19 protein-coding genes and 1 pseudogene are annotated in these 20,656 nt (G+C 67.9%); 14 read left to right on the top strand and 6 right to left on the bottom strand.

Going from position 1 to position 20,656, the window contains the following annotated elements; genetic code table 11:
- Window positions 1-1,506: a complex I subunit 4 family protein gene (locus IE264_RS35760; protein WP_032758922.1), complete on the top strand. Its 1,506-nt coding sequence runs from the start codon at window positions 1-3 to the stop codon at window positions 1,504-1,506.
- On the top strand, window positions 1,503-2,921 hold the full coding sequence (locus tag IE264_RS35755) for an NADH-quinone oxidoreductase subunit N (RefSeq protein WP_032758924.1): 1,419 nt from the start codon (window positions 1,503-1,505) through the stop codon (window positions 2,919-2,921). Before IE264_RS35760 ends, IE264_RS35755 begins: the two co-directional genes overlap by 4 nt.
- A gap of 31 nt (window positions 2,922-2,952) precedes the next feature.
- On the opposite strand, the gene IE264_RS35750 is transcribed toward IE264_RS35755, so the two are convergent.
- On the bottom strand, window positions 2,953-3,990 hold the full coding sequence (locus IE264_RS35750; protein ID WP_032758925.1) for a C40 family peptidase: 1,038 nt from the start codon (window positions 3,988-3,990) through the stop codon (window positions 2,953-2,955).
- Window positions 3,991-4,682: 692 nt separating this feature from the next.
- Here IE264_RS35750 and IE264_RS35745 point away from each other — a divergent pair.
- From IE264_RS35745 to IE264_RS38290, 3 genes and pseudogenes are all read left to right on the top strand, one after another.
- On the top strand, window positions 4,683-5,099 hold the full coding sequence (locus IE264_RS35745) for a DUF6153 family protein (RefSeq protein ID WP_229887947.1): 417 nt from the start codon (window positions 4,683-4,685) through the stop codon (window positions 5,097-5,099).
- Window positions 5,100-5,188: 89 nt separating this feature from the next.
- Window positions 5,189-5,815 (top strand): DUF305 domain-containing protein, encoded by a 627-nt coding sequence (locus tag IE264_RS35740; RefSeq protein ID WP_032758926.1) that lies wholly within the window; start codon window positions 5,189-5,191, stop codon window positions 5,813-5,815.
- A gap of 89 nt (window positions 5,816-5,904) precedes the next feature.
- A pseudogene (locus IE264_RS38290) lies at window positions 5,905-6,842 on the top strand (MFS transporter).
- A gap of 611 nt (window positions 6,843-7,453) precedes the next feature.
- Here the strand turns inward: IE264_RS38290 and IE264_RS35735 are convergent.
- Window positions 7,454-9,550, bottom strand: a complete 2,097-nt coding sequence (locus tag IE264_RS35735) for a PhoX family protein (RefSeq protein ID WP_229887945.1) — start codon at window positions 9,548-9,550, stop codon at window positions 7,454-7,456.
- Window positions 9,551-9,951: 401 nt separating this feature from the next.
- Here IE264_RS35735 and IE264_RS35730 point away from each other — a divergent pair, with 401 nt between their 5' ends.
- From IE264_RS35730 to IE264_RS35705, 6 genes are all read left to right on the top strand, one after another.
- On the top strand, window positions 9,952-10,926 hold the full coding sequence (locus IE264_RS35730; protein ID WP_032758927.1) for a PstS family phosphate ABC transporter substrate-binding protein: 975 nt from the start codon (window positions 9,952-9,954) through the stop codon (window positions 10,924-10,926).
- Complete coding sequence (pstC, locus tag IE264_RS35725; protein WP_032758928.1) at window positions 10,926-11,876, top strand: phosphate ABC transporter permease subunit PstC; 951 nt, start codon at window positions 10,926-10,928, stop codon at window positions 11,874-11,876. Before IE264_RS35730 ends, pstC begins: the two co-directional genes overlap by 1 nt.
- Window positions 11,873-12,781 (top strand): phosphate ABC transporter permease PstA, encoded by a 909-nt coding sequence (pstA, locus tag IE264_RS35720; protein WP_051821936.1) that lies wholly within the window; start codon window positions 11,873-11,875, stop codon window positions 12,779-12,781. The genes pstC and pstA overlap by 4 nt, the downstream gene beginning before the upstream one ends.
- A gap of 68 nt (window positions 12,782-12,849) precedes the next feature.
- Window positions 12,850-13,698 carry a phosphate ABC transporter ATP-binding protein PstB gene (gene pstB, locus IE264_RS35715; RefSeq protein WP_032758929.1) on the top strand — a complete coding sequence of 283 codons (849 nt, stop codon included), beginning with the start codon at window positions 12,850-12,852 and terminating at the stop codon, window positions 13,696-13,698.
- 49 nt (window positions 13,699-13,747) lie between these two features.
- Window positions 13,748-14,542 (top strand): response regulator transcription factor, encoded by a 795-nt coding sequence (locus IE264_RS35710; RefSeq protein ID WP_032758931.1) that lies wholly within the window; start codon window positions 13,748-13,750, stop codon window positions 14,540-14,542.
- Between the two features lie 9 nt (window positions 14,543-14,551).
- Window positions 14,552-14,842, top strand: a complete 291-nt coding sequence (locus IE264_RS35705) for a hypothetical protein (protein ID WP_158706561.1) — start codon at window positions 14,552-14,554, stop codon at window positions 14,840-14,842.
- 188 nt (window positions 14,843-15,030) lie between these two features.
- On the opposite strand, the gene IE264_RS35700 is transcribed toward IE264_RS35705, so the two are convergent.
- Window positions 15,031-15,702 (bottom strand): arsenate reductase/protein-tyrosine-phosphatase family protein, encoded by a 672-nt coding sequence (locus tag IE264_RS35700; RefSeq protein WP_051821937.1) that lies wholly within the window; start codon window positions 15,700-15,702, stop codon window positions 15,031-15,033.
- Window positions 15,703-15,854: 152 nt separating this feature from the next.
- Between IE264_RS35700 and IE264_RS35695 the strand changes: the two genes are divergently transcribed.
- On the top strand, window positions 15,855-16,226 hold the full coding sequence (locus tag IE264_RS35695; RefSeq protein WP_051821938.1) for an ArsR/SmtB family transcription factor: 372 nt from the start codon (window positions 15,855-15,857) through the stop codon (window positions 16,224-16,226).
- A gap of 50 nt (window positions 16,227-16,276) precedes the next feature.
- Here the strand turns inward: IE264_RS35695 and pstS are convergent, their stop codons facing one another.
- From pstS to IE264_RS35680, 3 genes are all read right to left on the bottom strand, one after another.
- Window positions 16,277-17,395, bottom strand: coding sequence for a phosphate ABC transporter substrate-binding protein PstS (pstS, locus tag IE264_RS35690; RefSeq protein ID WP_032758933.1), 1,119 nt, complete (start codon window positions 17,393-17,395; stop codon window positions 16,277-16,279).
- A 251-nt stretch (window positions 17,396-17,646) separates the two neighbouring features.
- Window positions 17,647-18,636, bottom strand: coding sequence for a thioredoxin-disulfide reductase (trxB, locus tag IE264_RS35685; protein WP_032758935.1), 990 nt, complete (start codon window positions 18,634-18,636; stop codon window positions 17,647-17,649).
- Window positions 18,633-19,046: an arsenate reductase ArsC gene (locus IE264_RS35680; protein ID WP_032758936.1), complete on the bottom strand. Its 414-nt coding sequence runs from the start codon at window positions 19,044-19,046 to the stop codon at window positions 18,633-18,635. The genes trxB and IE264_RS35680 overlap by 4 nt, the downstream gene beginning before the upstream one ends.
- 91 nt (window positions 19,047-19,137) lie before the next feature.
- On the opposite strand from IE264_RS35680, the gene IE264_RS35675 reads away from it, so the two are divergent.
- Both IE264_RS35675 and arsB read left to right on the top strand, forming a co-directional pair.
- Window positions 19,138-19,446 carry an ArsR/SmtB family transcription factor gene (locus IE264_RS35675; RefSeq protein ID WP_032758937.1) on the top strand — a complete coding sequence of 103 codons (309 nt, stop codon included), beginning with the start codon at window positions 19,138-19,140 and terminating at the stop codon, window positions 19,444-19,446.
- Window positions 19,443-20,540: an ACR3 family arsenite efflux transporter gene (gene arsB / locus IE264_RS35670; protein ID WP_032758939.1), complete on the top strand. Its 1,098-nt coding sequence runs from the start codon at window positions 19,443-19,445 to the stop codon at window positions 20,538-20,540. The genes IE264_RS35675 and arsB overlap by 4 nt, the downstream gene beginning before the upstream one ends.
- Window positions 20,541-20,656 lie beyond the last annotated feature (116 nt).

The following is a 20,656-nucleotide window of genomic DNA, read 5'->3' as shown; positions in this document are numbered from 1 at the left end:
TTGCTCACTGCCCTCGTCTTCGCGCCGACTGCCGTCGCACTCCTCCTGCTGGGCCTGCCGCGCCGCACCCCGAGTGCAGCCTTCCGCACCATCTGGGTAGCGGTCGCGGCCTCCGAACTCGTACTCGTCATCGTGCTGTGGTCTGGGTACCGGAACGGTGCAGGCTTGCAGTACGAGGTCAGGGCACGCTGGATCCCCAGCGCCGGTGTGGGGTACCACGTCGGCGTGGACGGACTGTCGCTTCCCCTACTCGCTCTGACCTGCGTGCTGTTCCTCGCGTGCGCTGTCCACTCGCTGCGCGAGACCCGCCGGGTCCGCGAGTTCGCCGCGCTCTTCCTCTTTCTCCAGACCACGTGCCTCGGGCTGTTCGTCTCTCTCGACCTGATCCTCTTCTTTGTCTTCTTCGACCTGTCCATCGTGGCGATGTACTTCGTCATCGCGGGGTGGGGCCACAAGAACGCCGCCCACGCGGCACTGAAGTTCTTCCTCTACACCTTCATCGGATCGCTCGCCCTGCTGCTGGGTTTCATCGGCCTCTATCTCGCTGCCTCGCCGAACACCTTCGACATGGTCGAGCTGACCGAACAGAACCCTCTCGCGGGCCGCTCCGTCTACGCGGCTCTGGTCCTGCTCGCCATTGGAATCGGTCTGGCTGTCAAGACACCCACAGTGCCCTTCCACACCTGGCTGCCGCCCGCCCACACCGAGGCGCCCGCGGCAGGGTCCGCGATCCTCGCCGGCGTGCTGCTGAAGATGGGGACGTACGGGTTCCTGCGGATCGCAATGCCCATGCTCCCCGACGTGTGGCGGCGCTACGCGCTCGTGATCGTGGTCATCGGGGTCGTCTCCGTGGTCTACGGCGCGCTGGTCGCACTCGCCCAGACGGACTTCAAGCGCATGATCGCCTACACCTCTGTGAACCACATGGGCTACATCCTTCTCGCGGTCGGTGCGGCCGCCGCCGTGAGCGAGGGGTCCGAGCAAGCGCGCACCCTCGCCGTCACCGGGGCAGTGACGCAGATGGTCAGCCACGGTCTGCTCACCGGCGCGCTGTTCCTGCTCGCGGGAGTGCTGTACGAGCGGGGGCGAACGTACGACATGGGCGCGTACTCGGGGATCGCCGCCAAAGCACCCGCGTTCGCCGGCATGACCGCCATGGCCGCCTTCGCCTCACTGGGACTTCCCGGCTTCTCCGGATTCATCGCCGAGTTCCAGATCTTCACAGGCAGTCTCGGCCCACGCCCGCTGGCCACCGCCGTCTCACTGCTCGGCATCCTGCTCACCGCCGGCCTCTTCCTGCGCGCGTTCCAGCAGATCTTCCTCGGCCCACTCAGGCTGCCGGACACTCCGGGTACCCCCCGCGTGTTTCCTGACATCCGCCTCCATGAAAGCGCAGCCGTCGTCCCGCTGCTGGCCCTGGCCGTAGTCCTCGGGGTGGCCCCGCGCTTCCTCCTCGACGTCATCGAGCCCGCCTCCCAAGCCGTCCTGGAGCTGCTCGCGCGATGACCGGCATGAACGAGAACCCCCTCGACATCCTTCCCGAAATCCTCCTGGCAGCTGCCGCAGTCCTCGGACTCCTGCTCGGTTCGTGGCTGCCGCGCAATCGGCAGTGGGTCGTTGCCGTCCTAGCCGCAGCGGCGTCCGTCGGAGGCATCGCCGCAGCCTCCGTGGCAGCAACCACGCCCCCCACCACCGCCTTCGGTGCGGCCTTTGCCGTGGACCCCGTGACCACCACCTCCAGGATCGTGATCCTCGGAGGCACTCTGACCGTCCTGGGACTGGCCGTTGGCCCGTTGCGTGCCGATCCGAGGGAGAGCGAGTTCTACGTCTTGGTCCAACTCGCCTCGCTCGGAGCCCTGATGCTCGCCGGCGCGCAGGACCTGCTGCTGCTCGCAGCCGGATATCTTCTGGCCAGCATTCCCGCCTACGCGCTCGCGGGCTTCCGCAAGGACGGGCCCGGAACGGAAGCCGCACTGAAGTACTACGTGGTCGGAGCTCTCCTCGGCGTGGTCATGCTGACCGGTATCACCCTGCTGTACGCCGCAGGGCGAGGCACCGCGTATCCGATGCTGAGCACGGAACTGCGTACGGCCCCCGGGGCCCTTCTCACCGTCGGCACGATCGGGCTTCTCGCCGGGATCGCATTCAAAGCCGGGGCGGTACCGGCCCACTTCTGGGTCCCCGACGCCGTCCAGGGGAGCACTCCCCCAGTAGCCGCGCTTCTCACCACTCTGCCGAAGATCGGGGCGCTCGCGGCCCTCTACCGTCTCGGAGCCGTCCTTCTCTCCGGCAACATGCCCAGCTGGCCAGCGCTCATCGCCGTACTGGCAGCCGCCTCCATGACGCTGGGAAACCTCGCCGCGTTCTTCCAGCGTGACGTCAAGCGGCTGCTCGCCTACTCCACAGTCAGCCAGGTCGGCTACCTTCTGATGCCCGTTGCGGTAGCCGGCCGATCGGACCTGGCGCAACAGGCGCTGCTCTACTATCTCGCCGCGTACGCCGTCACCAACCTCGGCGCCTTCGCGGTGGTCTCCGCGCTTCCCCAGGCCCGTAACCTCACGGACTACAGGGGGCTCTCACGACAGCGGCCATTGCTTGCCGCAAGCCTCGTCATTTGCTTGCTGGGCCTGGTCGGGACGCCGCCCACTGCGGTTTTCGTCGGCAAACTGCAAGCGTTCAGCGCCGTCTTCGACGCCGACTACGCCTGGCTGGCCGTGCTGGCCGCCGTCAACACCGTCGCCTCGCTCTTCTATTACCTGCGCTGGATCGTTCCGACCATGTCCCGAGGCGATGGCTCAAGGGGCTATGGCTGTGACCGACCCTCGCGGATCGTCGCTTACACCACGTCCGCGACCTCCCTCGTGCTCGGTCTGTCCGCAGGACCTGTTCTGGCGGTTCTCGACGGCCCGCTCGCCGGCTGAAGCGCCCGGTGTGAAGCGGGCTTGAGGGTGCTCAGATGCGGACGCCCCACATGAACGGCATCCCACTGCGGCTGATCGACTCGTAGCGCACCTGGGAACCGGGCTTCGGTGCGTGGAGGATCTGCCCGTTTCCAGCGTAGAAGCCAACATGGCTCAGGTCGGTACGCATGATGATGAGGTCGCCCGGTTTGAGAGCGCTGAGGGAATTGATCCGGGTGCCAGCATTCGCCTGTGTCTGCGATGTGCGGGGAATGGCGACACCCGCCTGCTGGAATGCCCAGGAGGTCAGACCGGAGCAGTCGAAGGAGTTCGGCCCGGCCGCTCCCCACACGTACGGCATGCCGACCCTGCTCTTGGCCGCAGCGAAGGCTGCGGCACCACGCTGCGACGCGCTAGCCTCATTGCCGAGCTCGACTCGCTCGCTGGACCGGTTGGCCCGATCCTCTTCAGCGGTGATCTTGGCCCGCTCTTCGGCCGTCAGGGTATTGAGGAGCTCCCGGGCCTTTGCGAGCTTGCCCTGGATCTCCTTCTTCTTACTCCCGATATCCTTGCGGGCGCTCTCAAGATCCTTGAGTTTCACCGTCGCCTCATTGCGCTTCTGCTGGAGGTCCCGCTGCTTCGACTGCCACTCCTGGACCGCACTGACCTGTTGGGCGCTCAGGCGGTCAAGACTGGACGCCTTGTCAAGGTACCCATCGGGGTCGGAGGAGAGAAGAAGCTGTACCGACGGGTCGACGCCACCGCTGCGGTACTGCGCTCTGGCCATCGATCCCAACCCGTGGCGAAGGGAGTTGAGCTCCGCTTGACCGCTGGCGACCGTGTCCTGCAGATCCTCGACCTGCTTCTGCAGCGTCTTCCGCTTCTCGTCCGCACCGTTGTACTTCTCCGTGGCCTGTGTGGCCTCCTCGTAGAGACGGTCGACCTGCGCCTTGACCCCCTTCTTACTGGGGTCCGGCAGCGGATCGGCCGACGCGGTCTGCGTGGAGAGAGCCACGGCGGCGGCCGCGGTCGCCGTGAGCACGGTCGCATACGAGTGGTTCGGCTGCTTGGGACGACGGTGGGACGCCACTGGGGCGAGCTCCTTCTTCCTCAGCCGCCTGCCGAGAGCGCGTGATTCAAGCTCCTCGACTCCGCGTGGACATTGCGGATTCGGCGGTACCTTCGCCGCCACCCCTGTCGGGTGATCGACCGGGCGAAGGTTCGACTGTGCATACTAACCACCTTAGTGACTTCATTCCAAGAGGGGTCCACGGCACCCCCTCCGGCACGGGTCGCCTTGCCGTCGCGGCCCTTCATCCAGTCCCAGGAGCCCTCGACGGCCGGAGACGCTGCCACTTTCCGCCGCGCTCGACCTCCACCTTGTCAGCGATCGGCTGGTTCAAGGCGATCGAGACCGGAAGCCCCACACCGACTGCCGCCCTTGTCCACGTTGCACGTCACGACGTGCTTGTCCCGGTTACCCAAGGTCGGTGAAGGTGTTTCCCACTCCGGCACGCTCTGCCCTGACCGGCGACCACGGAGGCCGACAGACAGCCTGATCGCGGTGCCGATCACCCTGCCAGGGCTTCATCGATAGCGCGGCCAGTCAGGCAGTGCAAGGTGCCTTGAGCGGCGGTGCACCACGAGGAGACGTAGGTCGCTGCAGGCTCGTCGGGGTCGTGTCCCCGTGTGGGCCATGAGCTGCGTGATCACGATGAGCGATCGAGGCGACACACACACGCTGGCTGATCGCTGGGACGGATACATGCTTAGGATGAACACGTGACCCATATCGAGCACGTCGTAAAACCGCGGCCCTCGCCGCGGCTGCGCGCGCTGCTCGTCCTCGGGCTGCTGGCAGGGCTGCTCGGAATGCACGCACTGGCGCCCGGCGCCCTGCCGATGCCGGAGCGCCCGGTCGCTGCCGCCATGGTCGCCGGGCATGGGAACGAGACCGCGTCCGCTCACGACGAGTGCCGTTCCGATCCGCACGGCAGCTGCCACGACGGCGGCGCCGACCACTCGGAAGCCACCTGTTCGTCAGGTGCGGTGGGCGGGGGCCCCGCTCTCCCCGGACTGACCCCTTCGCCAGAGTGCCTGCTGCCAAGAGTGGAGGCAGTCCCCGCCTCCCTGTACGGAGCGCCCGAGGGAGCCCGTGCTCCTCCGACCCTGGCCGAACTCCAGCTTCTGCGGATATAGAGCACACCCCTGCGGTGCCGCGTGACCTGAACCGGTTCCGGCATCGCCAGCAGGCGTACTCACTCACCGCAATGCCCAGGAGTTCAGTCATGAAGTCGAACCGTTCACTGATCCGCCGCGCCGCGCTCGTCGCGGCGACCGCGAGCGCCGCTCTGGTGCTGGCCGCCTGCGGGGGCAGCGACGAAGGCCACGACATGGGATCGATGAAGTCCGAGTCCCCGTCGTCGGCAACCACTTCCGCTCAGGCCGGCGCGCACAACAAGGCGGACACAGCCTTCGCGCAGGAGATGATTCCGCATCACCGCCAAGCAGTCGAGATGGCCGACCTGGCTCCCACCCGAGCGTCTTCCACCGAGGTGAAGGACCTCGCCACGAAGATCAAGGGCGCGCAGGACCCAGAGATCGAGACCATGTCCGGCTGGCTCACCGCGTGGGGCGAGAAGGTGCCCGAGGAGATGCCGGGCATGGACCACTCGGCGGACATGCCCGGGATGATGAGCGCACAGGATATGGAGAAGCTGGAGAAGGCATCCGGTGCCGCGTTCGACACCATGTTCCTCGAGATGATGGTCAGGCATCACGAGGGGGCAGTCGCGATGGCCACGACCGAGAAGACCGAGGGCGAGTACCCGCCGGCCAAGAAACTGGCCGACGAGATCATCAAGGGCCAGACCGCTGAGATCGAGCAGATGAACAAGCTGCTGGGCAAGGACTGAGCTGACGTGGGGTGGACGGTGCAGGGCAGCACCGTCCACGCCACACAACTGCCGCCAGCTCCGGCCGACCCGATCAGCCAAGACCCCGCGTGAGGGAAGCGGGCCAGCCGCCGAGGAAGCGCGCACGGGAACGCTCCTTCGCGTTTGTCGGCATACGCGTGGGCCGAATCATCCATCACCACGGTCGGTCCCCGCACCGTCATGACGGCCGGCTCTGTCCTCTGCGTGCTGAGCGTCCTCATCGTCGCCGCCGCCCCGAACCTGCCGCTGATCTTCGCCGGTTGGGTGCTCGCGGGCTCCGCCATGGCGGCCACCCTCTACCAGCCCGCCTTCGCCGCCACTGGCCGACCACCTGCAATGGCGCATGACCTACACGGTGCTCGCCGCCGTCACGATTCCCGCCCACGCGCTGGCACTCAGAGCCCCCTGGCCTTCAGCACCGTCGCCCTCGACAGCAGACGCGAGCCAGTCCGCAAAGACGGCGGCTCGCGGTCGCACTCACGCTCTCCGCGTTCACCGTCTCGGCCGCGGTCGTTGCCCTTGTTCCCCTCCTGCTGGAACGCGGCTACTCCACCAGCGAGGCAGCATGGGCACTCGGACTGGGCGCCGCCGGACAGACCCTCGGACGCACCCTTTACGCGGCCACCACCCGCCGCGCCAAAGTCACCGCGCGCACGACCACACTGATCGCACTCGGCGGCCTCACCACCGCGGCACTCGCGCTCGCCCCGGGCCCGTACGCCCCTCTGATCGCTCTCTCGGTAGTCGCCGGGATCTTCAGCAGCAACCTCACACTGCTCCAGGCCACCGCGATCACCGACCGATGGGGCACCACCCACTACGGCCGCCTGTCCGGCCTCCTCGCAGAGCCAACCACCACCGCCGCCGCCCTCGCCCCTTCGCAGGAGCCGCACTGGCCATACCACTGGACGGCTACCCACAGCTGTTTGGAGCACTGGCAGCGGTTTCCGTTCTCGCCTCCATGTCCGCACTGCGCACAGGTCCACGAACAGCCTCGGGAAGGTAGTGCGCTCCTGCGGCGACCTAAGGGGGCCTGCTCATTCCCGCCCGTTCGCCCAGCCTCCTTCATGGAGAATGGGCTCGGTTCATACGCTGTCGAATCTCAACACGCGTCTCGCTTCCGCTCGCCTGGATTCCGGATGGGCCGCGCCCCCAACAGGAGGCACTCACGACGCCACAGCCCACAGAAGCCGACCCATGGATGGGCGCATGACCAACGCGTGACCAACAGCGCCCAGGAACAGACCGAAATGCCTGGGAGCAGGCCGATACAGCCGGAAGACGAAAACCTAAGCCCGGGCGATAAGCCTGCAGGTCAGGTGGTTGTTCTGACCGAGTGCGGCCGGGGGTGGTGGCCCCGGCCGTCGTTTCAAATACCCACCCTGACCAGGCAAAAGACAGATGCTGGAGCCACTGTGTGACCAACGCGTGACCAACGCACCCGGTTTAACTTGCCCAGTCGGGTGCCTACTTCTCCGGCGCGAGTGACCCGTGCTGGTCGGGAGAGCGACGCCCCTGGCTGACGAGGAGGACGGGGCCGCCGGTCGCGACCGGCGTCACTACTCAAAGTCGGCGCAGGCGGACCATGTATGCATGTGGCAACGCTGCCTCTGCAGGTCAGTGGGGGTAACCGGTCTCCCACACCGCGACGACGGACGGTCGGGGGATCGTTCCGGGCCCGTCGGGCCAGGCCGAGCCAGGGTTCTCCGAGGTGGCGCCGTCGAGTTCGCCCGGGTGCTGGGCGGCGATGAGGATGCGGTCGTCGGTGATGATCGGGCCGCAGGTCTCGGCGCCCTTGGGGACGGTCAGGAACTGCTTGACGTGGCCCCGGTGCGGCCCCGTGACCGGGACGGCGAAAAGCCCGTCGTTGGCACCGAGGGCGGCGCCGTCGGTGGCGAGCCAGAGGTTGCCGTGTTCGTCGAAGGCAATGTTGTCGGGGCAGGAGATCTGGCTGACCTGGCTCTTGTCGAAGCCTGCGAAGTAGGTGGAGGGGTCCTTGGGGTCGCCACATACGAACATGAGGCGCCAGTTGAAGGACGTCGCTGCCGCGTCTGCGCGGCGTTCGTCGAGTTCGAGGATGTGGCCGTGCTTGTTGCCGTTGCGCGGGTTGGCCTCGTCGGGGCCGGTCTTGCCGACGGCTCCTCGGTCCTTGTTGTTGGTGAGCGCGACGTAGAGGCGGCCGGTGTGAGGGTGGGGCTCGACGTCTTCGGGGCGGTCCATCTTGGTGGCGCCGACCTTGTCGGCGGCCAGCCGGGTGAAGACATAGACCTCATCGGCGGCCATGCCTGCGACGTGGGAGGTGTTGCCGGTGACGAGCGGGATCCAGGTACCTGAGCCCGCGAAGTCGCCGTCCTCGGGGAGAGTGCCGGTGCCGTCGATCTCGGCGATCGGGCTGTCCCCGGTGAACTTGGCGACGAAGAGGGTGCCTTCGTCGAGTAGGCGGAGGTTGTGCCCTCGGGCGGCCCGGCTCTTACCCTTCTTGAACCGGTAGGTGGAGACGAACTTGTAGAGGTAGTCGAATCGCTCGTCGTCACCCATGTAGAGGGCGACCCGGCCGTCGCTGGTCAGGCGGGGTTCGGCGGCCTCGTGCTTGAACCGGCCGAGGGCCGTGCGCTTGCGAGGTACGGAGTCGCGGTCGTACGGATCGATCTCGACGATCCAGCCGTGCCGGTTGGCCTCGTTCGGTTCCTTTCCGAGGTCGAAGCGGTCGTCGAAGCGCTCCCACTTGCGCTGGCTGGTGCCGGTCGGCAGGCCGTAGCGGGCCAGACGCTGCTTGGCGGTCGGGTCCGTGACGGAGGCGGCGTTGGCAAAGTACTGGTTGAAGTTCTCCTCGCCGGACAAGACGGTGCCCCACGGCGTGACGCCGCCGCCGCAGTTGTTCAGCGTGCCCAGCACGGTGCGGCCGGCGGGGTCGGCGCTGGTCTTGAGGAGGTCGCTGCCGGCCGCCGGGCCGGTGAGCTCGAACGGGGTGGTGGCGGTGATGCGGCGGTTGAGCGCGTCGCCACTGATCGGCCACAGTCGGCCGGAGCGTCGATCGGTGCGGACGCTGAGGACGGTCAGGCCGTGGGCGGCCCAGGCGATCTCGACCTGCTCGCGAGTCGGGTTGGCGGGGTCGTAGCCGAAGAACATGATCTCTTCGTTGGTGTACTCGTGGTTGACCACGAGCAGCTGGTCGCCGTGGCAGTGCGCCGGGAGGTCGAGCAAGGCCATGTAGTCGCAGTTGTAACCAAACTGTCGGGACTGAGCCGCGACGCTCTGGCGGCGGGCGTCGAAGCGGGGCGCACCGCGCAGGACCGGGTCACCCCAGCGGATGACGACCTGCTGCGCGTATTCGGACGGAACGGTGACGGCGTCGGCGGTGTTCGGCGGCACTGCCTCGAAGCGCAGACCGCGAGGCAGGCGGCCCGCACCTCGGTCCGGACCGCGGTGGGCGGCGGGCGTGGTGGCCGTGCCGGACGCCGCCGCGGGTGTGGCGACCGCTGTTCCGGCGGCTGCGGCGAGGGCGAGGACCGCGCCGCTCTTGAGCGCTCCGCGGCGGGACACCTGGTGGACGATGTCGCCGAAGTAGGTGTTGAGCGAGCGGTTGGGAGCGTCGTGGGAGCAGGCGTCGCCGCACCGGTAACGGCAGGTGAGAGCTGAGCGTGCCGTGTTGTGGCTGGGCAGCAGGGGCAGGTCCGCTGAGCGGTCTGTGTGGCTTTCGGGCTGTTCGAGCACGAGGTCCTCCACGCGGTCGGATACGAAAAGCGGCCCCATATAGGTGACCATCGATCCGTGACGCTAGGCGCAGCGTGGGCACCGAGGGGCATCCGAAAGGTGAACGGGAGCCCAACTCTGCAGGGGAGCCGGAGCTGGAGGAGCCCCTTGCCCCACGCCCGTGGCGCGCGTTCCGGCCAAACGGTCGGGGCGATGAAGGCGAGGCGTTGACCGAGAAGCGCACCCCGCACGCAAACATCATTATCCATCTATAGAGATGACTAGCTATCGTTCATACCCGATGGGCCCCTCGTACACCCCGTGTTCATATAGGCAGACTTCGATGAAGGAGTCCGAACGGGGTGCGCTGCGCACCTGATGCAGACAGCCGGGTGTACCGGCAGACACGAGGGTCGAGAGTCGTGAACATTTCCACTTCGTTGCGCCGGGCCAAGGCTCCTTTGGCTCTGACGGCTGCTGTGATGCTGGCCGCGAGTGCGTGCGGCGGTGCCGACGCCGGTTCGGGCGGTGAGGGTGGCGACAAGCTGTCCGGGACCGTCAAGGTGGACGGGTCGAGCACGGTGGCCCCGCTGTCCACCGTGGCCGCCCAGCTCTTCCAGCAGGCGAACCCGGGCGTGAAGGTCACGGTCGGGACCTCCGGCACCGGCGGCGGCTTTGAGAAGTTCTGCGCCGGCGAGACCGACATCTCCAACGCCTCCCGGGAGATCAAGGACGAGGAGAAGGCCCTCTGCGAGAAGAAGGGCGTGAAGTTCGAGGAGTTCTCGGTCGCCAACGACGGCCTGTCGGTCGTGGTGAGCAAGGACAACGACTTCGTCGAGTGCCTGACCGTCGAGCAGCTCAAGAAGATCTGGGAGCCCGGCTCCAAGGTGAACAACTGGAACCAGGTCGACCCGAAGTTCCCGAACCAGAAGATGGACCTGTTCGGCGCGGGCACCGACTCGGGCACCTTCGACTACTTCACCGACGCCATCAACGGTGAGGAAGGCGCCTCGCGCACCGACTACAACCCGAGCGAGGACGACAACGTCACCGTCCGCGGCGTGTCCGGCTCCAAGGGCGGCATCGGCTACTTCGGCCTCTCCTACTTCGAGGAGAACAAGGACAAGCTGAAGGCCCTCAAGATCGACGGAGGCAAGGGCTGCGTCGCCCCCGGCGTCGAGACGGTGCAGAACGGCACCTACACGCCGCTGGGCCGGCAGCTGTTCATCTACCCGAAGGCATCCTCCCTGGAGAAGCCCGAGGCCGAGGCGTTCGTCGAGTACTACGTCGAGAACAGCGCCGAGATCGCCGAGAAGGCCCAGTTCGTGCCGCTCAACGCCGAGCAGCAGAAGGAGCTGGAGAAGGACCTCGCGACTCTGCGGGAGCAGCACTCCTGATGAGTTCCACCCTCTCTTCACGGCGGGCCGCTTCAGGAAGCCCCGGCTTCCTGAAGCGGTCCCAGCCGCGCTACGGCGAGAAGGTCATCAAGGTCCTCCTGGTGGCCGCCTCCCTGGTCTCGGTGCTGACCACGATCGGCATCGTCATCGCCCTGATCCCCCCGGCCGGCGAGTTCTTCTCCAAGGTCGACTTCGGTGAGTTCCTCACCGGAACCAACTGGGCGCCCCTGTTCAAGCCCGCCTCCTTCGGCGTCCTGCCGCTGGTCGGCGGCACCCTGATGGTCACGCTCATCGCCCTGCTGGTGGCTGTTCCGCTGGGCCTGGGTGCCGCGGTGTACCTGAGCGAGTACGCGAACAAGCGCGTGCGGAAGATCTTCAAGCCGCTGCTTGAGGTTCTCGCGGGTATCCCCACGGTCGTGTACGGCTTCTTCGCGCTGAAGGCCATCACCCCGGTCCTGCAGAGCATCTGGCCCGCCGGTGACGGGCCGCAGATCTTCAACGCGCTCGCCGCGGGCTTCGTCATGGGCATCATGATCATCCCGACGATCGCGTCGCTCGCCGAGGACTCGATGAGCGCGGTGCCCCGCGCGCTGCGCGACGGCGCGTTCGCCCTCGGCTCCTCCCGCATGCAGGTCTCCACCCGCGTGGTGTTCCCCGCCGCGCTGTCCGGCATCGTCGCCGCCGTCGTCCTGGGTATCTCCCGGGCGCTCGGCGAGACGATGATCGTGGCCATCGCGGCGGGCGGGCAGCCGAACCTGTCCTTCAACCCGCTCGAAGGCATGCAGACGATGACCGCGTTCATCGCCGCGGCCGGCATCGGCGACCTGCCCACCGGCTCGACCGGCTACCAGACGATCTTCGCCGTGGGTGCCCTGCTGTTCGTGATGACGCTGGTGATGAACCTGCTGAGTATCCGTCTGGTGCGCAAGTACCGCGAGGTGTACGAATGAGTTCTAAAGTCATCGATCGCGATGCCACCATCCACCAGGACGCTCCCCGGCTCAAGGGCAAGGGGACCCCGCTTCGCGAGCGGGTCTTCCACCTGAGTCTGTGGGTCTCGCTCGCCGTCGCCGTCGTCTTCCTCGCCTCGCTGCTCGCCTACGTGCTCAGCGAGGGCTGGTCGCGGCTGGACCCGCGGCTGTGGATGAACTTCCCCGACTACATCGACCCGACGCAGGGCGGGGCCCAGTCGGCGATCATGGGCACGGTCTGGGTCATCGGCTTCACCGCCGCCTACTGCCTCCCGACCGGCATCCTCACCGCCATCTACCTGGAGGAGTACGCCGACCCGGACAAGTGGTGGAACCGCGCGATCGAGATCAACATTCAGAACCTGGCCGCCGTGCCCTCGATCGTCTACGGCATCCTCGGCCTCGGCATCATCTCCCGCGGCCTCGGCTTCGGGCAGACCGTGCTGACCGCGTCCCTGACGCTGTCCCTGCTGGTCCTGCCGGTGGTGATCATCTCCTCCCGGGAGGCGATCCGGGCGGTCCCGCAGTCCATTCGGCAGGCGTCGCTCGCCCTGGGCGCCACGCAGTGGCAGACCATCTGGCGCCAGGTCCTGCCCGCGGCCGTGCCCGGCATGGCCACCGGTTCGATCCTGGCCCTGTCCCGCGCCATCGGCGAGGCGGCACCGCTGCTTCTGCTCGGCGGTCTGACGTTCATCACGTTCAACCCCAGCGGCGTGCAGAGCCAGTTCACCGTCCTGCCGATCCAGATCTTCAACTGGATCAGCCAGTCCCGTGCCGAGTTCGTCTCGCTCGCCTCCGCCGCCATCGTGATCCTGCTGGCGATCCTGCTGGCGATGAACTCCGTGGCGATCTGGCTCCGCAACCGCTACTCCCGCACCTGGTGACCGCCATGACCTCCCCACCCTCCGCGACCCGACACCTCGACCCCGCCGACTCTGTGCAGGAGACCGCCATGACCCCTCCCTCCGACGCCACCGGCGGCACGAGGATTCCGCAGGTCGCCTTCCGCAGCGCCCCCTCGCTGGCCGGACCCGTCTTCGAGGTCGGCAGCCTGTCCGTCTTCTACGGCGACCACGAGGCCGTACGCGACGTCAACATGACCATCGGGCACCGGCAGATCACCGCGATGATCGGCCCCTCCGGCTGCGGCAAGTCCACCGTGCTGCGGTGCTTCAACCGCATGAACGACCTCGTCCCCAGCGCCCGCGTGGCCGGCAAGGTCCACTACCACAACGAGGACCTCTACGGCCGGGACGTCGACCCGATCGAGGTCCGCCGCCGGATCGGCATGGTCTTCCAGAAGCCGAACCCGTTCCCCAAGTCGATCTACGACAACATCGCCTACGGCCCCCGCGTCGGCGGGTTCCAGGGCAACCTGGACGACCTCGTCGAGGAGACCCTCACCCACGCGGCGCTCTGGGACGAGGTCAAGGACAAGCTCAAGACGTCCGCGCTCGCCCTCTCCGGCGGTCAGCAGCAGCGGCTGTGCATCGCCCGCACCATCGCGGTCAAGCCCGAGGTGATCCTCATGGACGAGCCCTGCTCGGCCCTCGACCCGATCGCCACCGCCAAGATCGAAGACCTCATGACGCACCTCGCCCGTGAGTTCACGATCATCGTCGTCACCCACAACATGCAGCAGGCCGCCCGCGTCTCCGACCGCACGGCCTTCTTCACCGCCGACGTCGACGACGCGGGGGTCCGCCACGGACGCCTCGTCGAGTACGACGAGACCGAACGCATCTTCTCCAACCCCTCCGACCAGCGCACCGAGGACTACATCTCGGGCCGCTTCGGCTGACCCCGAAGCCAATGCTGCTCTTTGCGCCGCCACGTAAAGGAGTACCCGGGTGACCCCCGACGCACGACGACCACCGGAGACCGCCGCACGAAGGTCTCCGGACGGCCCGGACGACAGCAGTACCCCGGCCCTGCTGATGGCCGAGCCCGACGAGGAGCTGGCAAAGCAGGCCATGGCACGGTTCTCGGCCGCCGGCGTGAGCGTGATCGCCTGCCACGACGGCGCCGAAGCCCTGCTCCAGGTCGGAGCACAGCACCCCGGCGCCGTACTGCTCGGAGCACCGCTGCCGGTGGTGAACGCCGCAGACGTCACCCGCCTGATCAACCGGCTCAGCCCTGTGCCCGTCATCGTCGGTGCCGGACCGGACGGGACCGAGGAGGCGACCGCCGCCCTCGCCGCGGGTGCCGTCGCCTTCGTCGCGCGGCCCTACCGGATCGAGGAAATCCTCCCCCTCCTCACAGCAGGACTCACACCGGACGACAAGGCGGCCGCAACGCTGGTCGTCGGTGACATCGAGCTTGATCCCGTCGGGTTTCACGTCTACGTACGAGGACGCTCGCTCCAGCTGCCGGTCCGTGAATTCATGCTGCTGCGCTACCTCATGCAGAACGTCAACCGGCTCGTCTCCCGGCCGGAGCTGACCCAGGTCCTGTGGGGCACGAAGAGCCTGGACAGCAACACCCTCACCGTCCACGTCCGCCGCGTACGGCAACGCCTGCGGGAAGGCGCGGGAAGCTGCTGCACCATCGACGCGATCCGCGGCATGGGCTACCGCCTGGAGTGCAGGCCCTCAGACCCCATGCGGCCACCGCTCTCCTCCTCCCGGCCGGCCGCCCGGACATAGGCAGCCGTGATGGCCGAGAGGCAGGAGGACGACTCGTACATCGACCTGCCTCCCTGGGCCGTGCACTATCCCCGCCGCGGCGCTGTGCACGGGCGGCATCACATCCCTAGGATCGGCACGCTCTTCCACCGAAAACGGTGGTGGTCGGCGAAGGTCCGTGTCCGGTTCCAGGCCACCGGCCAGTCGACCTCACAGACGTTCACCACCGACTCCCAGACCATGAGAGAGATCATCGCGGCCCGCACCCTCGCGGAAGCCCGGACGTTGATCTCCCTCTGCCTCACCGATGCGCACCCCTAGCGGGGCGCATCGGCCCGAACACCGGCCGGCGGGCTGCTTGGCGGTGCCCCGCCGGCCGGCCTCACATCCTGGGGGTCCGACGCAGCTGTCCGCCCGGGGCATTCCACCGTGCGGTATCCGGCCAGCTGAGCGCTCCCGCTCCCCAGGGCGAAGCACCGGTTCCTGGCCGGCCCGTCACACCCGGCCGGTCACGCAGGGGACGCAGACGGCGCGGTCAGCTCTGCCGCCAGGCGGTCGATACGCGTGTGCAGGCTGTCCCGCACGGCGCGTGCGCTCTCGATGTCGAGACCGCCGAGGTCCGGCAGGTCCCAGTTGAGGTAACGGCGGCCAGGACGCACAGGGCAGGCATCGGCGCAGCCGAGCGTGATCACCAGGTCCGCGGCGTCGACGACCTCGGTGGTGAGCGGCTTGGGGAAGTCCTCCCCGGTGTCGAGCCCCTGCTCCGCCAGCAGCCGGACCACTACGGGCGAGATGCCGGCCGCCGGCCCCGATCCCGCCGTCATGACCCTGACCGCACCGAGCGCGCGCCGGCGCAGCAGCGCACCGGCCAGCTGGGAGCGCCCGGCGTTCTCCGTGCAGACGAAAAGCACCGCGGGCAGGGACGTGCCTGAGAGCCCGCGGGCTCGGGCGAGGCCGCGCAGACGCTCATCGGCGAACCGCTCCACCAGGACCGGAAGATGCTTGACGGCACGGGCCCGGCCGGTAAGGAGAGCGGCGCACTCCTCCACGTACTGGGCGACGGTGGCCTGCGAGAAGGTGCGGCGGTGGCGCACGGCGAGCCGGGCGGTGATCCGCGCCAGGAGCGCGTCGGCGCTCCGCAGGGGCGGGGTGGCGCGGCCGAGTGGTGGTGGTTCATCCATGACTGCACCCCTTTTCGAAATCCGGCACTCATCATAGTCGCTCATCTATATCTAAGTTGATCGATATAGATGGGAGTGAACGGTAAGTGAATTCAAAGTGGCAAGAGCCACAGGCGCCCCAGGGGCCGCTCACCGGCCCATATGGTGGATAGATGGCCATCACTGCTTACGAGGCGACGGAGACCGTCGCGGACGACCAGGCGCCCACGTGCGTGCCACAGCTGTCCTGCCTGCTGATCGACCGCGAAGAGGCCGAACGCATGGCCGCGGCCCTCAAGGCCATCGCCGACCCCACCCGGCTGCAGATACTGCGCCTGATCGAACGCTCCCCCACCCGTGAGGCGTGTGTGTGCGACCTGACCGACTGCCTCGGCCTGCGCCAGCCCACCGTGAGCCACCACCTGAAGATCATGACGGAAGCCGGGATCCTCAAGCGGGAGCGGCGCGGAACCTGGGCCTGGTTCTCGGTCGACCCCGAAGGGCTCCGCAGGGTCCGGGACATCCTGGAGCGGACGACCAGCTGACGGCCTCCCGTCCTGGTCGCCTGGCAGTGCCGACTCCCCGGCGGCCTGGGTCAGGACAGCGTGCTCACCACGTGCCGCACCCGTGAGGCCACCTTCTCAGGCAGCGGGGCGTAGTGGATATGCGCCAGCCCTGCCTGGACCTCCTCACTGGCTGTGTAGGTCAGGAAAGACTTCAGTGCGGGCAGCACATCGGCCGGGTTGCCGTCGGCGCACACGATTTCGTAGGTGACCAGCACGATCGGATACGCGCCGGGGACTCTGGTGCGGTAGTCGAACTCCAGCGTCAGGTCCTGGCCGCCGTCGGCGACCCTGGCGGCGGCGATGCCGGCGGAGGCGCTCCGCGCGGAGACCGTGACCGGTTCGGGGGCACCCGTATCCAGCTTCACGGTGGGCAGGCCCTCCGCCTTGGCGAAGGACAGCTCGAAGTAGCCGATCGAACCGTTCTGGCCGCTCACGGTGGACACGACCCCGTCGGAACCCGGTGCCGCATGACCACCCCTGGCCTGCCACGCCTTCACCTTCTCGTACGGCCACTGCTCCGGTGCAGCGTCCGCCAGATAGGCGTTGAAATTCTGCGTGGTACCCGAGTTGTCGGAGCGGTGCACGGCACTGATCCCGGTCTCGGGCAGCCGTGCGCCGGGGTTGAGGCGCCGGATCTCCGGGTCGTTCCACATCGTGATCCGCGAGTCGAAGATCCGGGCGAGCGTCGGTGCGTCGAGGACGAGGCTGTCCACGCCCTCGACGTTGTAGCCGATGGCCACGGGACCGCCGACCATCGGCAGGCCGATCGCCCTGCTCCCGGGGCAGGTGCGGCGGGAGAACTCGACGTCGTCCTGCGACAGCGGGGTGTCGCTGCCACCGAAGTGCGTGGCTCCGCGCAGGAACTGGGCCACTCCGCCGCCGGAACCGATGGGGTTGTAGCGGAGCTGCACCCCGGGACAGGCGCTCTGGTACTCCCGGAGCCAGTACTCCATCGCGTTCTGCTGGGCTGTAGAGCCCGAGCCGGCCACCTCACCCCTCGGCGCACAGGAGATGTGACTCGGCCGTGAGGGGGACGGGGCGGCTTCGCCTCCGCCGCCCCGTCCGCAGGCCGAAAGGAGCAACACGCCGACCGCTACTGCCGCGGCGCCTCTCAGTGAAGTGCGTCGATTCGACCCTCGGTGATGCACCGGTGCTTCCTTCCAGACGGCCAGCCAGCTGGATAGATGCTTGCCGATGCAAACGCCCGGGAGGCGACGCACCGACGAACAGCAGCTGACGGAACACGACTGGGTGGATGGCCTGCGCGTGACATACGGGCGCCGCGGCGAGGCACTGCGTCTCGACTACGGCGCGGGCGTCGGCCTCGCACACATCTCCCGTGCGGAAGGTGCGGAAGGTGTGTCCCGAGGGGGTGGGCAGGACCGGTTCAGCAGGACGTTCAGGCGGCTGCCGGTGTCTTTTCGGGCTCTGCGGCCCGCTTCGTGTCGGTGAGGGCCGCGAGGTAGCGCTCGGCGTCCAGGGCCGCGGCACAGCCGGTGCCGGCGGCGGTGATGGCCTGGCGGTAGGTGTGGTCGACGACGTCGCCGGCCGCGAACACGCCAGGCAGGCTGGTACGGGTGCTCGGGGCGGCGACGGTGATGTAGCCCTCGGCATCGAGGTCGAGCTGGCCGGTGAACAGTTCGGTGCGGGGATCGTGGCCGATGGCGATGAACAGCCCCGTGACGTCCAGGTCGCGGGTGGCACCGGTGAGGACGTCGCGCAGGACGACGCCGGCAAGCATGCCGTCGGTCTCGGTGATCTCGGTGATCTCGCTGTCGAAGGCGAAGGAGATCTTGTCGTCGGCGAACGCCCGGTCCTGCATGACCTTGGAGGCGCGCAGGGTGGAGCGGCGGTGGACGACGGTGACGGAGCGGGCGAAGCGGGTGAGGAAGGTGGCTTCCTCCATGGCGGTGTCGCCGCCGCCGACCACGACGATGTCGCGGCCCTTGAAGAAGAACCCGTCGCAGGTCGCGCACCACGAGACGCCGCGGCCGGACAGCTCGTCCTCCTTCGGCAGGCCGAGCTTGCGGTAGCCGGAGCCGGTCGCGATGATCACCGTCCTGGCGCGGTGAACGGTGCCTGCGGAGTCGGTGAGGAGCTTGACGTCGCCGGTCAGATCGACGGACACGACATCGTCGTCGATCATCTCGGCGCCGAACTTCTCGGCCTGGGCCCGCATGTTCTCCATCAGGACCGGGCCGTCGACGCCCTCGGGGAAACCGGGGAAGTTCTCGACCTCGGTCGTGGTCGTCAGCGAGCCACCGACGAAGATGCTGCTGCCGAACAGCAGGGGTTTGAGGTCGGCGCGGGCGGTGTAGAGGGCGGCGGTGTAGCCGGCGGGACCGGAGCCTATGACGATGACGTCGCGGATGTCCGTCGGGGAACTCACTTGGATCCCTCCGGGAGGATTTCCTTGATCAGGCCCTCGACCATGAACTTGATGTCGTCCCGGATCCTGCGCACCGCGGCCACGTCCTGGCCGGAGGGGTCTTCGAGCTGCCAGTCGAGGTAGCGCTTGCCGGGGAAGACGGGGCAGGTGTCGCCGCAGCCCATGGTGATGCAGACGTCGGACTCCTTCACGGCGTCGACGGTGAGGATCTTCGGCGTCGCGGCGGAGATGTCGATCCCGACCTCGGCCATCGCCTCCACGGCGGCAGGGTTGACGGTGTCGCCGGGGTTGGAGCCGGCGGAGCGGACCTCGACGCGGTCCCCGGCCAGGTGGGTCAGCCAGGCGGCGGCCATCTGGGAACGGCCGGCGTTGTGGACACAGACGAACAGCACAGAAGGCTTTTCGGACATCAGGGGTCTCTCTCGTTGTGCGGTGAATTCAGATGCCCGGGACATCAGCACCCAATGGCGTCAGTAGCCACTGATGTGAGAGTATCAGCCCATGATGACGTCAGTCGACACTGAACTGATCCGGGTGCTGGGCGATCCGCTCCGGCTCCGGATCGTGACCCTGCTCGCCCGCGAGACGCTGTGCACCAGCCATCTGGTGGAGGAGACCGGTGCCCGGCAGACCAATCTCTCCAACCATCTGAGGGTCCTGCGCGAGGCCGGGGTCGTGGAGACCGAACCGTGCGGCCGCTTCACGTACTACAAGCTCCGCCCGGACGTCATCGCCCAGCTCGCCGGCCAGTTCGCCGAACTGGCCGACTCCGCCCGTACCGCCACCGAGAACAAGAGGGCCTGTCCGTGACCTCCACGCAAGCACCCGCGACGACCGAGGAACCCTCGGTCGTGAAGAAGCTGTCCACCTTGGACCGCTTCCTCGCCGTCTGGATCCTCCTGGCCATGGCCCTCGGCCTCGGCCTCGGACGGCTCATCCCGGGCCTGAACGACGCACTGGCCAAGGTGGAGGTCGGCGGCATCTCGCTGCCCATCGCCGTCGGCCTGCTGATCATGATGTACCCGGTCCTGGCCAAGGTCCGCTACGACAAGCTCGACGCCGTCACCGGCGACCGCAAGCTGATGGCCTCCTCGCTGGTCATCAACTGGATCATCGGCCCGGCCGTCATGTTCGCCCTGGCGTGGATCTTCCTGCCGGACCTGCCCGAGTACCGCACCGGCCTCATCATCGTCGGCCTGGCCCGCTGCATCGCCATGGTCATCATCTGGAACGACCTCGCCTGCGGCGACCGTGAAGCCGCAGCCGTCCTGGTCGCCCTGAACTCCGTCTTCCAGGTCATCGCCTTCGGCCTGCTCGGCTGGCTCTACCTCGACCTGCTGCCCGGCTGGCTGGGCCTGGGCGACGGGGAGCGGCTCGACATCTCCATGTGGAAGATCGCGCTGAACGTCGCCATCTTCCTCGGCGTGCCCCTGCTCGCCGGCTTCCTCACCCGCCGCCTGGGCGAGAAGAAGATGGGCCGCGAGTCCTACGAGGCGAAGTTCCTCCCGAAGATCGGCCCCTGGGCCCTGTACGGCCTGCTCTTCACGATCGTCATCCTCTTCGCCCTCCAGGGGAAGACGATCACCTCGCAGCCGCTGGACGTGGTCCGCATCGCCCTCCCGCTGCTCGTGTACTTCGCGATCATGTTCTTCGGCAGCTTCCTGATCGGCAAGGCCATCGGCCTCGCCTACGACCGCACCACCACGCTGGCCTTCACGGCCGCCGGCAACAACTTTGAGCTCGCCATCGCGGTGGCCATCGCCACCTTCGGCGTCACCTCCGGCCAGGCCCTCTCCGGCGTCGTCGGCCCCCTCATCGAAGTCCCGGTCCTGATCGCCCTGGTCTACGTGGCCCTGGCCTGGCGCAAGAAGTTCGCCCCGTCCGCGATCACCACGCGGCACTGATGCACCGCCCCGGTTCCCGCCCCCATCCCGCCGTCCGCGCCCCGGCCCGCTTCACCGTCCGCCCGGCGGTGAAAGCTGTGCCGCGCAGGAGTGGGGCGGGCGCCGGGACGCCCGAC

The organism is Streptomyces microflavus, from assembly GCF_014650075.1.
GTDB classification, from domain to species: Bacteria; Actinomycetota; Actinomycetes; order Streptomycetales; family Streptomycetaceae; genus Streptomyces; species Streptomyces microflavus.
The sequence above is the reverse complement of the archived record's forward strand: the minus strand, read 5'-3'. Positions and strand labels throughout refer to the sequence as shown.

Excerpts from the sequence above, each read along its gene's own strand:
- IE264_RS35675 (WP_032758937.1), top strand. The coding sequence starts at position 19,138 with ATGATGACGTCAGTCGACACTGAACTGATCCGGGTGCTGGGCGATCCG.
- IE264_RS35695 (WP_051821938.1), top strand. The coding sequence starts at position 15,855 with ATGGCCATCACTGCTTACGAGGCGACGGAGACCGTCGCGGACGACCAG.
- IE264_RS35740 (WP_032758926.1), top strand. The coding sequence starts at position 5,189 with ATGAAGTCGAACCGTTCACTGATCCGCCGCGCCGCGCTCGTCGCGGCG.
- pstB (WP_032758929.1), top strand. The coding sequence starts at position 12,850 with ATGACCCCTCCCTCCGACGCCACCGGCGGCACGAGGATTCCGCAGGTC.
- IE264_RS35680 (WP_032758936.1), bottom strand. The coding sequence starts at position 19,046 with ATGTCCGAAAAGCCTTCTGTGCTGTTCGTCTGTGTCCACAACGCCGGC.
- pstC (WP_032758928.1), top strand. The coding sequence starts at position 10,926 with ATGAGTTCCACCCTCTCTTCACGGCGGGCCGCTTCAGGAAGCCCCGGC.
- pstA (WP_051821936.1), top strand. The coding sequence starts at position 11,873 with ATGAGTTCTAAAGTCATCGATCGCGATGCCACCATCCACCAGGACGCT.
- IE264_RS35705 (WP_158706561.1), top strand. The coding sequence starts at position 14,552 with ATGGCCGAGAGGCAGGAGGACGACTCGTACATCGACCTGCCTCCCTGG.
- IE264_RS35755 (WP_032758924.1), top strand. The coding sequence starts at position 1,503 with ATGACCGGCATGAACGAGAACCCCCTCGACATCCTTCCCGAAATCCTC.
- IE264_RS35700 (WP_051821937.1), bottom strand. The coding sequence starts at position 15,702 with ATGGATGAACCACCACCACTCGGCCGCGCCACCCCGCCCCTGCGGAGC.